A 13,358-nucleotide genomic window follows, 5' to 3' on the forward strand; every position below is an offset into this window, starting at 1 on the left:
CTCCTATGCTTCGACGCATCTTCTCTTGAAACATAAAGAGTCAGACTTTTACTATACAAAATTCAAGGGTCAGAACTACGCATTTAAAAGACTCAGATAGCGCTCCATAGGAATACCCTTTTCAGAAAGATGATCCTCCTCATAAGCATCGATAAAGGCTCCGATTTTTTCCACCGCCCACATTCCTGCGGCAAAAAAATCATTTTCCTGCATAAAACGTCCCAGAAGAAGAGCGGAGAACAAATCTCCGGTTCCCACAAAATGCTTGTCTCTCATTCTGTAAGGAATCCGGCAAAACTCCCCCTTCTTCTCGTCATAAAGGAAAACACAATTTTGTCCGTCAATCTTCATACTGGTAATACAAACCGATTTCGCTCCCGCCTCTCTTAGAGACTTCACCAAGTCCTTAGCCTCCTCTAAGCTAAAGTCCGACTGCTCCGGATTTTTCCTTGCCAGCAACAATGCTTCGGTACTGTTGGGAACAATATAGTCTGAAAGCCCCATAAGCTTTCTTCTACTTTCCACCGCCTCCGGTGAAATCCCGTAATAGAGCTTTCCATTGTCCGCCATAATAGGATCAAAGAAAATAACGCAGCCCTTCTCTCTTTCTTCCTTACAAAGCTCCGCCAAAAATTCTCCCTGCTTTTCCCCGGTGATAAAGCCGATAGCCATGGCATCAAAGGAAAAGCCAAGTTCTCTCCAGACCGCAACGCTGCCCTTCATATATTCCGTAGTATCTAAAATTTCCGCCTTGCCAAAGTCCAACACATTGGAAACCAAAGCGGTAGGCAAGGAAAACAGCTGATATTTCATTGCCGTTAAGGTAGGAATCATCCCCTGCAAAGCCACCTTCCCATAGCCCGGAAAATCATTACACAAAAAAATATTTTTCCCGCTTTCTCTTTTCACATCAGCCATTGCTTTCTCCTTTTTATACTAGAAATATACTTTATAGTGTGCTAACAATAATTCTCACATAAATTTTTTAGCACTTTATTTTAGCATATTTTTAGAAAAAAATAAGTATTCTACTCCGCTAGAATGAGTATCGGAGTAGAATACTTTTTTTATTTCTCGAAAGATAATATGCACGTTTCCTTTATACCGGTCTGAAAAAGGAATACTTCAGACTCGCCGGTACTTGGCTAGCAAGAGCGTTACCGGAATAAAATCTGTAGGAATCCATTAACCAACGCGACCGATGCAGTATAGGTCTTTCATAGGGGGTAGTCTGAGCCCGTCAGTACTTACTGAAAGCGAACAAAGTGAAGCTTGAAGTTAGTACTGCTAAGTGGCGAAGCTAGCGAGAGCGTGCCCCGAGGAAAGACCTATACTGCATCGGAGCGTAGCTTTTTATTTCTACAGTCCATTATTACTAAAGTCGAGCTTAGTCGAAGAGTATTCCGAATTCAGACCTTGGTATGATGGAAACAAAATTATCTGCCACGCTCAAAATTCTCGCTGACCTTCTCCCAGTCTAAAACCTCGAAGAAATTTTTCAGATAGTCGCCTCTTAGATTCTTATAACGAAGGTAGTAGGCATGCTCCCAAACATCAATTCCCAGGATGGGGGTATGCTGTCCTTCTTCCATAAAAGGATTATTCTGGTTTGCGGCCTTTGTGGCATAAAGCTTTCCTTCTTTATCTACCGATAAGAACGCCCAACCGGAACCAAACTGCCCCAGTGCCAGATTCTGCAAGCTTTCTATCAGCTTCTCCAAGGAGCCAAAGTCCCTGTTGATTGCCTCTGCCAGGGCAGGGCTTGGTTTTGTTCCCTTTTTAGGACTCATTACGGAAAAATATAAATTATGGTTATAGAAACCGCCACCATTATTCTGTAAAGCGTTCCTTAAAGCCTCATCACTCACGGAAGAAAGAGAAGAAAGAATCTCTTCTACAGATTTTCCGCCAAGTCCCGCCTTTTCCACCGCATCATTAAAGTTCTTGGTGTAGGTGGCATGATGCTTTCCATAGTGGGTTTCCATAGTCATCGTGTCGATATGGGGCTCCAGAGCATCAAAGGCATAGTCTAATTTTACTTGTTCAAACATAGTTTTCCTCCTTATTTGTTCTACTGTATTCAGTACTTCCTTCTGATTTTCTCAAATTTTTCTTAAAATTGAGAAGTATTATTATTTTATACTCTTAGTATAAATGACAAAGAAAAAGAAAAGTATAAAAGTTATATTAAACTAACCATCTAATCTGTAATGGGGTTCACTCCGGGCTTATCCATTTTCTCTACTTCCAAAGCCTCAATATAGTAAATTAGCTGGGAAACATCCTTGGAAATGGAATACTTTCCCTGCCGTAAAACGCCCTTTACCCGAATCCAGGACTTTTCCGACTCCAATCCGGAAAGATCAAGGTCAGTTTTAAATTCAAAATTCACATAGCCACCGGTACAATAAGGACAGGAGGGACCGTTTCTTCCCACCAGAGTATAGCCTCCGAAGTTCATATACATCCCTTCAATACTGACCGTCTTTCCCTCATAATCCTGAAAGTTCTTGTACCAGTCATTAATCTGGGTGGCATAGAGTTTATCTCCCACCACAATATCCGGCTTCTCCAAAGAATACTTTCCTCTGTCTTCTTTAGGATTGTAGGGATAATCATCTATAGGATAGGTTCTTCCCTGCTCATCGGTTTCCTTCACGCTTTCTGCGGAATTGGTGCTTCCGGCAATTTTACTTTCTGAGGAGGGATTTGTATTTTCCGCCGCCACCGATGCCGCATCCTTAGACTCTAAGGCATCCAACGCCTCCGCCATAGACATTGCTTCCTCTTCGGATACGGAAGAAGTACTTTCCGTACTCTCCACCTTTCCCGGGGTCTTCCGCACGGTATCCTTTTCCTTACAGGCCACCAAAGTTCCTGCGCAAAGGGCAAGAAGAAGACAAGCCCTTCTCAAAGGGATGATCCCATTTGCTCTTCTGCTTTTTCCGAAAATGCGAAAAGGCCCTAAGGCCTTCTCTTCTTTTGTATTCATTTTTCTGCTTAATTTCATTTTCTTATCCTCTATCCCTTTCTATTCCGCATTGCTTCAATCGCACAAAATAGGAAGAATAACACAATATCTATCACCACAATGGAAGCTCCCGTAGGAATCCTGTAAAGGAAGGATAGAGTCATTCCTACAAAGAATCCAAAGAGAGAAAGTATAGACGCCAGAATAATGGTACCTAAGAAGTTTTTACATACCCGCATTGCCGTAATAGAAGGAAACACGATCAAGCTGGAAATCAATAGGGTTCCCATCATTCGCATGCCCAGCACAATGGTGATAGAGGTCAGTAAGGCCAAAACCATGTTGTAGAAACGGGTATTGGTTCCGCTGGCTTTTGCAAAATTTTCATCAAAGGTCACCGCGAAGATGCGGGGATAGAAGAAAATGTAAAGGAACAGCACCACCACGGATAAAATTACGGAAAGCCGCATGTCCGAGGGACTGATGGCCAGGATGGAGCCGAACATATAGTTACAAACATCTGTATTCATACCGGTGGTCAAAGAAATCGTCATTACTCCCACCGCCAAAGCTCCGCTACAAAGTAAAGCGGTAGCCGCATCTCCCTTGATTTTGGAATTTTCTTCCAGTTGCAAAAGGAAAAATGCCGCAATCACACAGATGGGAATAGACACGGACATGGGGGCTAATTGCAGAGCATAGGCAATTGCCAAGGCTGCAAAGCCCACGTGGGACAAGCCATCCCCAATCATGGAATATCTTTTTAAAACCAAACTGGTTCCCAAAAGTGTAGAACACAGGGAAACCAGAGAACCTACGATAATCGCTCGAATCATAAAATCGTAGGAAAGCATCGACCCTAAAACCTTAAACATTTAGCCCTCCAAATCCTTCACAAAACTTTTTCCAAGCTCCGACTCTCTATACTTTTCCGCCTCTCCGAAAAATAACTGCTTATGGGCCAAATGGAGAATATGCTTTGCTCTTTGTACTATTTCCTTCACATCATGGGAAACCATGATGATGGTAATCTTTAATTCCTTATTCAATCTGTCAATTAAATCATAGAGCTCTGTCTGGGCCTTAGGATCCAAACCTGCCACAGGCTCATCCAAAATCAAGAGCTTGGAGCCGGCGCAAAGGGCTCTTGCCAGAAGAACCCTTTGCTGTTGTCCGCCGGAAAGCTCCCGATAGCAGGACTTTCTCAAATTCTCAATGTTTAAAAAACGAAGAGCATCCTCTACCCGCTTCTTATCTTCCTTACGATAAAAGGGAAATAAGGAAAGCTTGTTTAGGCATCCGGACTCCACCACCTCATAGACGCTGGCGGGGAAATCCTTCTGCGCCTCCGTCTGTTGGGGAAGATATCCGATATCCTGCCTTTTCAGGCCGTCCCCCAGAATGATTTCTCCTTCACCGGGCTTTTTCAACCCTAATATACCCTTTAAAAGGGTACTTTTTCCGGCTCCGTTTTCCCCCACGATACAAAGATAATCTCCCTTTTCCACGGAAAAATGAATGTCCTCTAATACCACCTTCCCTTCATAGGAAAAGCCAATCTTGTTTAGGGAAAAATAACTCATTAATTCAGTGCCTCCTTCAATGCCTCTACATTCGGCTTCATTAAGTCCACATAGGTCTTGCCTGCTTTGAAATCCTCATCGGTCACATTGTGTACCGCATTCAAAAGCATTTTCTTGGCTCCCGTATCCTTACAAATGGCATTTACCATATCCTCGTTGCTCATTTCAATATGGAATACCACCGGAATGCCGTCTTCCTTTACCTTATCCTGTAAGAACGCAATGGTCTGTGCCGCAGGCTGGGTATCGGTAGAACAGCCCGGGAATGCCGCAAAGTAGCTTAAACCGTACTCTTTACAGAAATAAGCAAAGGGGAAACGGTCTGCTACAATGATTTCTTTTCTCTTTCCGGAATCTATCACTTCTCTAAAGCTTTTATCCAGCTCTTCCAATTCCTTCACATAGGCCTCAGTATTCTTCTCAAAAACGTCCTTTTTGGAAGAATCCAAGGAAGAAATCTTCTCATCCAGCTTCTTTACAATCTGAATGGCATTTATAGGAGAGGTCCATACATGCTCATCCATCTCAACTTCCTCTTCCTCGTGGCTGTCACTCTTTGCCTCGGAAGCCTTATCCTCATGGTCGGCAGCTTCTTCCTTATGCTCTCCGGACTCACCTTCATGGTCGTGGTCATGCTCCTCTTCTTCCTGCATTCCCTCAACCGTTTCCTCTTCCATTAAATTTACCGCATCCATCATTTTGAAAACGGAGGAATCATCCTTGTTCATGGACTTTAACATACCGTCTACCCAGGCATCACTGTCTCCGCCTACATAGACGAATAAATCTGCATTTTGAACGGTAATAATATCCTGAGGGCTTGGCTCATAGCTGTGCGTCTCCGCTCCCGGCTTTACCAGCATGGTAACATCCGCCTCTCCCTTGGTAACAGCTCTTGCAAAATCATAAGCAGGGAAATTGGTAGCCACAATCTTCAGCTTCTCTCCGCCTGCCTTGCTCTCCTCCTTGCTGCTTTCTGCTGCTGCCTGTGTGGTGGCTGCTGTAGTCTCAGTCTTTCCTGCATTACTTGCTCCACAGGCAAAAAGATTTGCTGCAAGTAAGGAAAATGTGGTGGCAATCGCCAGTTTTCTTAGTCCCATAGGGGCTCCTTTCTAGGTAAATAACTTTAAGGCCTCTTTTCCTCTTCCCGGGCACAGTTTTCACACAAACCGTAGAAAACCGTCCTTTTCGGATTCCAATGAAAGCCATGATGCACAAGAAGATGCTCCATCATAAAGTCCAGTTCATGACAATGCAGATGAATCAAGGCTCCACAACGGCTACATTTGCAATGGAAAAATAGATGTTCTTTGGAAGCTTCCTTCCTCTCCCCCACATATTCAAAGCAGGCCGGACTATTTTGATCGATCAGGTACTTATTCACCAAACCTTCCTCGCAAAGCCGTTCCAACTGCCTGTAAATAGTGGTGATTCCGATGGGCCTTCCCTCTTCACGGAAATGAATCACTAAGTCCGCTACCGTGAAATGTTCTCCCTCTAAATTGGATAGATATTTCTGCAATTCCTCTTTATGCTGGGTTTTGTACTTCCCTTTTTCCATATCCGCTCCCCTACAAAATCTATCTCAACCCTGCTCTTTGCTCCCCTATTCCTGACCATAGAGAAGCTTTCCTGTTAAGCTTTCCTTTTCAAGCCTCCGAACTCTACAAATCCATTTCCAAAAAATGAATACAAAAAGCATGAAAACGGAAACCATTTTCATATTTTACTAGCTATTTTTCTGCTGTCAATGAAATACAGAAAAATTTCATAAAAGCTGAAGAAATTAATATCAAAAATCAGCCTTCTATACAGTATAGGTCCGGGCTCGGGGCACGCTCTCGCTAACTTCGCCTCGTAACAGTACTAAGTTCAAGCTTCGCTCTGCTTGCTTTCACTAAGTACTGACGGGCTCAGATTGCCCCTATTCCAGACCTATACTGCATGAAGGCTATAAATTAATTTGACTTTCACAGTCCCTTCAAGTTTTATAAAGATATTTTCCTTTTTTATAAAAAATTTTCCCTAAAAATGTTTACCGAAAGCTTCTATCGTCACTCCCTCTTTTTCCAAGGTCTTTCTTAGCTTTTCTACAAAGAGCAGAGCTTTCTCTCCGTCTCCATGGACGCAGATGGAATCTGCCTGGATAGGGATTTCCTTTCCTGTGATGGCTCTGACCTTCTTCTCCAGTACCATGGAAAGCACCCTTTCAATAGCTTCCTCTTCGTCGGTAATCATGGCTCCCGGTTTTCTTCGATTCACCAAGGAACCGTCCTCCTCATAGGCTCTGTCCATAAAGACCTCCGCCTTTACAGGAATTCCCATCTTTTCCGCCAATTGGTAGAGCTTACCGGAGGCCTGTGCCAGAATTACCAAGGAAGAATCATATTCCTTTACCGCATCGCAAATGGCCTTAGCCAGTTCTTCCTCCTTTGCGGCCATGTTATAAAGGGCGCCATGGGGCTTTACATGCTGAAGCTTCAAACCATCCTTGTGCAAAAAGGCTTCCAAGGCTCCCATTTGGTAGAGCAGCATGGTCTTTAATTCCTTAGGCGTACAGTCCATATTTCTTCTGCCAAAGCCCTGCAAGTCCGGAAACCCGGGATGTACCCCTAAGGCAACTCCCGCATTTTTACACAGTTCCACGGTTTTCTCCATCACCAAAGGGTCTCCCGCATGGTAGCCACAGGCAATATTGGCAGAGCTGAGAAGGGGAATCAAATGGTCATCCATTCCCAAGGTATAGCGCCCAAAGCTCTCTCCCACATCCGCATTTAAATCAACCTTCATGCTTATTTTCCTCCTAAGGTAAAACGCTCAATAAAGCCGGTATCCACCTTTCCTTCCACAAATGCCTCAGACTGCATGATTTTATATTGGAAGTCCAGGTTGGTTTCCACCCCCAGCACCAGCATTTCTTCCAAGGCTCCCTTCATTTTCCGTATAGCCTCTTGCCTATCTTTTCCATGCACCAAGACCTTGGCAATCATGGAATCGTATTCCATAGGAATCTTGTAGCCGGTATAAATGGCCGTATCCACTCTTACCCCGTTTCCTCCCGGTAAATGTAAGGCCGTAATGGTTCCGGGACTTGGCATAAAATTCTTCTCCGGAATTTCCGCATTGATTCTACACTCTATGGCATGTCCCCGTAGAAGAACTTCCTCCTGCGTCATGCTAAGAGGCTCTCCCGCACAGACCCGAATCTGCTCTATCACAAGATCCGTATCCGTTACCAGTTCCGTTACCCCGTGTTCCACTTGAATACGGGTATTCATTTCCATAAAATAGAACTTGCCTTCCTGATCCACGATAAATTCTATGGTGCCGGCTCCTACGTAGGACACCGCCTTAGCCGCATTTACCGCAGCCTCCATCATAGCTTTTCGACTTTCCGCCGTCACAATGGGGGAAGGGGATTCCTCCACCAGCTTTTGGTGATTTCTCTGGATGGAACAGTCTCTTTCCCCAAGAGCAATCACGTTTCCGAAGCTGTCTCCCATAATCTGTACTTCCACATGACGGGGCTCCAAAATCAGCTTTTCCAGATACATGGCATCATCGGAAAAGGCATTGGCGGATTCTCTTTGGGCTGTGAGGAATTCATTTTCAAAATCCCCTTCGGAAAAGCACTCCCGCATACCCTTTCCGCCGCCGCCGGAGCTGGCCTTTATCATCACCGGAAAGCCCATGGCTTTGGCTTCTTCTAAGGCCTCCTTCACATCATAAAGAGCATTTAAAGAGCCGGGTACCACCGGCACGCCGGCTTCCCGCATCTTAGCTCTGGCTTGAGACTTGTTTCCCATGCCGTCTATCACTTCCGGGCTTGGTCCAATAAAGCAAATGTCGTTTTCCCTACATTTTTCGGCAAACTGAGCATTTTCCGACAGGAAACCATAGCCGGGATGAATAGCATCACAGCCAGTATTCTTGGCTACAGTAATCAAAGTATCCATATTTAAATAGGAATTTCGGGAAGACCCCTCTCCGATACAGACCCTTTCCTCCGCCAGTCGTCCGTGAAGGCTGTCCTGATCTTCTTTGGAATACACCGCCACGGAGGGGATGCCCATGCCCCGAAGAGCCCGAATTACCCGAACGGCAATCTCTCCCCGGTTGGCTACTAAGACTCGCTTAAACACTTCCGCCTCCTTTACAGCTTACGCACACGGAACAAAGGCTGCCCATACTCCACCTTCTGCTCATTGGAAACCAGCACCGCCTCAATTTCACAGTCAAAATCCGCCGTGATTTCATTCATCATTTTCATAGCTTCCAGAATACAAACCGTATCCCCCGCCTTTACCGTATCTCCCACCGTAACGAAGGCAGGAATATCCGGTCCCGATGCGGAATAAAAAGTTCCCACGATAGGACTGGTGATATGCACCTCATTCTCCTCTTCAGAATTCTCCTGCTTTTCCGTAACCGGACTCTCATAGACAAGCTGAGATGCTCCTCCCTGAGCAAGCACGGGAGGATGATCTAATTTACTCATAACAATCTTAAAATCCCCATCTTTAATGGACATGGTATTTAAGGAGGAATTCTCCAAAATTCTTACCAAACCCTCTACCTTTTCTAAATCCATTCTTTCTCCTCTCCTACTTCTCAAATAACTTGGATAAGCGTTTTGCCGCCAAACGACAATCTAAGACTTCCTTACAGGGCTTATGAATCAGCTTTCGCATTTCCTGTAGCTCCTTTTCCTCTTCCAGGAGCAACTTTTGTGCCTCCTGTACCGTAATCTTTTCAAAATGAATCTTATCGTCCATCCTTCTTTGTACAAGCTTTGGCAAATCTACCGTCGCTACCGTAGCTATTTTTCCATAACCTCCGGTGGTTTGCCGGTCTGCCAGAAGGACAATGGGCTTTCCGTGGGAAGGAACTTGAATAGAGCCTAGGGCAATTCCGTCGGAAATAATGTCGGAGCCCTTCTTACTTTCAATATATGCCCCGTCCAAACGAAGTCCCATACGGTCAAACTCACTTCCCACTGTATATTCACTTTCATAGAAGCTCTTAATTCCTCTTTTGGAAAATACCTCTTCCTCCGGTCCGGGAACAACCCGAATCTTCACCTTACTCTCTTCATACTCCTTTAAGGGGAGGGTTCTGGAAAGAAAGCTGGGAAGATAAATTCTTCGATTAATTCTGGTATCCAGATAATCCCCATCCTCTAATTTTCTTCCCTTAAAGCCGCCAATCTGACTTTTTAAATTGGTAGACCGGGAGCCCATAATCACCGGAACCTTTAAGTAGTTGGAAAAGGCAATATAGCAGGTCCGTCCGGTTCTTGCAGATCCTACTTTCAATACATCCCCCTTAGCCACATAAATGGCAGTATACATGGGAATTGCTTCATCATTTAACTCCGGGCGAAAGTCTCCTCCTGTAATAGAGATAATCATAGGGGCGGTAAACTCTAAGGTAGGACCAATCAGGGTACACTCCAACACTGCCTCATTTTCCGGATTATCCAAAAGCAGGTTTGCGATACGAAAGGCTCTTCGGTCCATGACACCGTTCACATTAAAACCCTGAGACTGATAGCCTGTACGGCCCAAGTCCTGAACCGTAGTAAGAAGGCCTCCCTTAATTACTCGAAATCCCATATCAGCCCTCCTTATGCCACTGTACGCTATAGTTTCCTGATGCTACCGCTTCGGAAATCCTTGCATATTCAGAATCCGTAATCGGATAAAAATGGATATATTCTCCGGCCTGTACCAAGATAGGATCCTGCTTTTCCGGGTCGTACATCTTCACCGGCGTTCTTCCGATCAACTGCCAGCCTCCCGGAGAGTCCACAGGATAAACACCGGTCTGAGAACCTCCGATTCCTACAGAACCTGCCGGAATCTTCACTCTGGGGTTTTCCAGCCTGGGAGTATGAAGCTTTTCCTCCAGACCGCCAAGGTAAGTAAAGCCCGGTAAAAAGCCCAGCATATACACCAGGTAATCCTTCTCACTATGGAGGCGTATCAGTTCCTCTCCACTGATTCCGGCATGCTCCGCCACATAGGAAAAGTCCGGTCCCTGCTCTCCTCCGTATAAGACAGGAATCTCCCAAACCTTCTTCTCCATGCTTTCCACCTTGGTATCCATCTTCACAATAGCGGAAACCCTCTTGTAAATTTCCTCATAGCGAATCACCAAGGGATTATACTGCACCAGCAGGGAGGCGTAGGCGGGAATCATATCCACAATCCCTTCGATTTGTTGCATTTTCAATAACTTTACGGTAGCGCTGATTCTGCGATTTACATCCTCTCCGATTCTTTGCTCAAACTGAATCAGTAAAGCAGAGTCTCCTGCAGTAAGCACTCGTATCTTTTCCATAGTTTTCCTTTCTCCGAAAACAATCTCTGTTTAAAAATCTATATGCTCTAAGCTTTCATGCATAGATTTTATGCGGTAAAGAGAGTGGATAACTTTGTCAAGGAAGTTAATCCCACATAAGCAGATAATACTACCACAATAATCCCCAGGAAAAGCAGAATTTTCGGATGCTTATAATTTTCTCCCATAATCTTCTTATTCTGAGAAGCCACAAGACAAATCCCTAAGCTTACCGGTAAGATTAAACCGTTCAAAGAACCTGCTAAAACCAGAAGCTTTGCCGGACTTCCAAGGCCTGCCATTACCAAGGTGGAAAGGAGGATAAATCCAATGATAAAAAGATTTTCTCTCTTAGCCACTGCAGGAAACAATGTCTTTAAGAAGCTGACAGAGGTGTATGCCGCACCAACGATAGAGGTAATAGCCGCACAACAGAGCACCAAGCCGGAAATTCTCTGTCCTATTACGCCAGCTCCCTGAAGAAAGGCATCTGCTGCCGGGTTTTTCGCATCCAAGCTGGCACCCTTTGCCACAACACCCAATACGGCAAAGAATAAAAGGACACGAACCAATGTGGCAACAAACATTCCCATAACTGCGGAATAATTAATATCCTTCAATTTATCTTCTCCGGTAACGCCGGCATCAATCAAACGGTGCGCCCCTGCAAAGGTAATATATCCTCCAACCGTACCCCCCAAAAGAGTAAGGATGGCAGGAAATAAACTTACGATGCTTGCTTCCGGAAGAATACTGTTTTTAAGGCCGGAAGCAATGGGAGGCTTTACCATAAAGATTACTAGCAGGATAACAAGAATCATGACTGCCCCAAGAATCTTTACCAAGCGATCCATAATTCCCTTTGCATTCTTGGACAAGAAAACCAGAATTGCCAGACCTCCTGCAAGAAAGTAACCAAGCTGTGTAGGAATTCCCAGAACCGTTTGTAAGCCCAAGGCTCCTCCGCCTACATTTCCGATATTAAAAACCAAACCGCCCAAAACTATTAAGAAGGAAACAAAATATCCCAGTCCCGGAAGGATACGGTTTCCCACATCCTGTCCTCGCATCCCGCTGATGCAAAGTACACGCCAGATATTCAGCTGAGCAATCGCTGCCAAAATAACCGAAGCTAAAATAACAAAGGCAAAGCTGGCTTTAAAATCACCGGTAAACTTTGCCGTCTGGGTTAAAAATCCCGGTCCGATGGCTGAAGTTGCCATCAGAAAGGCTGCTCCAAGCAGTGCTCCGCTTTTTTTCTTCGTTCCGCTCATAATAAGTTCCTCCTTCTTTTTATTGGACAGTTGAATTGTTGTACTGTTTATTTAGGACTTATTTATCAGTGTCTTTAAATTAAGTCTTATACACAGTATAGTCATTTTTTGCCCAGCGTCAAGAATTTTTCCGGATTTTCCTGAATAAGAATAGAACGGAAACAGAATAAACATGGAACAAAACAGAACAGAAGCGGAAATCCGCAGTATTTTCTTAAGAATTTTTCCAAGCTTTGATATTTCTAATTTATTTTATAAATAGGCCGATATATAAGCTGGGTCTAAGAGCTACTCTTAGCCATTTGCATGAGAAAGGAGCAAATATGCAAAAGTTTTTTACACAAACTAAGGCATTTTCAAGAAGGATTTTGAAGGCTTTAGAAAATTACGGAAGAAAAAGCTTAGGAGTTCTTACCCTATGTTCTCTTCTGGCAAGCTCTCCGGTTTTTGCCGGAATCCCTTTAAAACAGGGAGATGGTGCAGTGAATGATGCCCAGGTCAATGCGGCTATTGAAGTTTATAACAGAATTCCGACATCCATTCGTTTACAGTATGAATTGAATCATAACAGTATTACTTTTTTTAACAGTAAACAAAGACGAGACAACGTCATCGGCATGTATACCGCTTTAGACGGAATGGAAGCAAACATAATGCTATCCGACCAGGACTTAATGGGAGCCTACGCTCTTGCCCATGAAATCGGACATTATTTCGATGATGTAGTATATAAAGACGAAGAAATTCTTTTACAAGAAAAGCGATATGGAAATCAGGTTTTCCGCTATGTTACCAGAGGAAAACGCTCCCGTTCCGAGGAGGCGGATTTCGTAGCAATCTATCAGCAGGAAGCCAATCAAAACGGTTTGGTAACCCAATATGAGAAATCTGACAGTACAGAGTACTTTGCCGGAAGCTTTAAGGCTTATGTAGATACTCCCGAGCAGCTGCAGGTTGTAGCTCCCGCTACCTATGCTTTTATCGATCAGTTGGTAACGGAATTTAATGCTAGCCACCCGGTACCGGAGGAAGCGGTAACCGCCTAATATTAAAAGGACTGCAAAAAATCAAAAAAATTTTCTAAACAATATAGGTCTGAAACGGGGCACGTTCTCACTAGCTTCGCCACGTAGCGGATACTAAGCGAAAAACTGCGTTTCTCTTGTTTTTCGCAAGTACCGACGGGCT

14 protein-coding genes are annotated in these 13,358 nt (G+C 44.3%); 1 reads left to right on the top strand and 13 read right to left on the bottom strand.

Going from position 1 to position 13,358, the window contains the following annotated elements; genetic code table 11:
* Positions 1-75: 75 nt before the first annotated feature.
* The 13 genes from RDQ32_RS03030 to RDQ32_RS03090 all read right to left on the bottom strand — a co-directional run bounded on the left by RDQ32_RS03030 (position 76) and on the right by RDQ32_RS03090 (position 12,170).
* Complete coding sequence (locus RDQ32_RS03030) at positions 76-918, bottom strand: bifunctional hydroxymethylpyrimidine kinase/phosphomethylpyrimidine kinase (RefSeq protein WP_007155904.1); 843 nt, start codon at positions 916-918, stop codon at positions 76-78.
* 518 nt (positions 919-1,436) lie between these two features.
* Positions 1,437-2,051, bottom strand: a complete 615-nt coding sequence (locus RDQ32_RS03035) for a superoxide dismutase (protein ID WP_308579075.1) — start codon at positions 2,049-2,051, stop codon at positions 1,437-1,439.
* A 149-nt stretch (positions 2,052-2,200) separates the two neighbouring features.
* Positions 2,201-3,010, bottom strand: coding sequence for a hypothetical protein (locus RDQ32_RS03040; protein WP_007155902.1), 810 nt, complete (start codon positions 3,008-3,010; stop codon positions 2,201-2,203).
* Positions 3,011-3,021: 11 nt separating this feature from the next.
* A complete protein-coding gene (locus RDQ32_RS03045; protein WP_007155901.1) occupies positions 3,022-3,846 on the bottom strand; it encodes a metal ABC transporter permease in 825 nt (274 codons plus the stop codon).
* Positions 3,847-4,554, bottom strand: a complete 708-nt coding sequence (locus RDQ32_RS03050) for a metal ABC transporter ATP-binding protein (RefSeq protein WP_007155900.1) — start codon at positions 4,552-4,554, stop codon at positions 3,847-3,849.
* Positions 4,554-5,654, bottom strand: a complete 1,101-nt coding sequence (locus RDQ32_RS03055; RefSeq protein ID WP_007155899.1) for a metal ABC transporter substrate-binding protein — start codon at positions 5,652-5,654, stop codon at positions 4,554-4,556. Before RDQ32_RS03055 ends, RDQ32_RS03050 begins: the two co-directional genes overlap by 1 nt.
* A gap of 26 nt (positions 5,655-5,680) precedes the next feature.
* On the bottom strand, positions 5,681-6,115 hold the full coding sequence (locus RDQ32_RS03060; protein WP_308579076.1) for a transcriptional repressor: 435 nt from the start codon (positions 6,113-6,115) through the stop codon (positions 5,681-5,683).
* Between the two features lie 464 nt (positions 6,116-6,579).
* Positions 6,580-7,344 (bottom strand): LamB/YcsF family protein, encoded by a 765-nt coding sequence (locus tag RDQ32_RS03065; protein WP_183681948.1) that lies wholly within the window; start codon positions 7,342-7,344, stop codon positions 6,580-6,582.
* A 2-nt stretch (positions 7,345-7,346) separates the two neighbouring features.
* Positions 7,347-8,696 (bottom strand): acetyl-CoA carboxylase biotin carboxylase subunit, encoded by a 1,350-nt coding sequence (accC, locus tag RDQ32_RS03070; protein ID WP_308579077.1) that lies wholly within the window; start codon positions 8,694-8,696, stop codon positions 7,347-7,349.
* A gap of 11 nt (positions 8,697-8,707) precedes the next feature.
* Entirely contained in the window at positions 8,708-9,145 is a 438-nt protein-coding gene (gene accB, locus RDQ32_RS03075) for an acetyl-CoA carboxylase biotin carboxyl carrier protein (protein WP_308579078.1), read from the bottom strand.
* Positions 9,146-9,158: 13 nt separating this feature from the next.
* A complete protein-coding gene (locus RDQ32_RS03080; RefSeq protein ID WP_308579079.1) occupies positions 9,159-10,169 on the bottom strand; it encodes a biotin-dependent carboxyltransferase family protein in 1,011 nt (336 codons plus the stop codon).
* Between the two features lies 1 nt (position 10,170).
* Complete coding sequence (gene pxpB, locus RDQ32_RS03085; protein WP_308579080.1) at positions 10,171-10,896, bottom strand: 5-oxoprolinase subunit PxpB; 726 nt, start codon at positions 10,894-10,896, stop codon at positions 10,171-10,173.
* A gap of 68 nt (positions 10,897-10,964) precedes the next feature.
* Entirely contained in the window at positions 10,965-12,170 is a 1,206-nt protein-coding gene (locus RDQ32_RS03090; protein ID WP_308579081.1) for a divalent metal cation transporter, read from the bottom strand.
* A 323-nt stretch (positions 12,171-12,493) separates the two neighbouring features.
* Here RDQ32_RS03090 and RDQ32_RS03095 point away from each other — a divergent pair, with 323 nt between their 5' ends.
* On the top strand, positions 12,494-13,216 hold the full coding sequence (locus RDQ32_RS03095) for a hypothetical protein (RefSeq protein ID WP_308579082.1): 723 nt from the start codon (positions 12,494-12,496) through the stop codon (positions 13,214-13,216).
* Positions 13,217-13,358 lie beyond the last annotated feature (142 nt).

The organism is uncultured Oribacterium sp. (assembly GCF_902481605.1).
Classification (GTDB): Bacteria; Bacillota; Clostridia; order Lachnospirales; family Lachnospiraceae; genus Oribacterium; species Oribacterium sinus.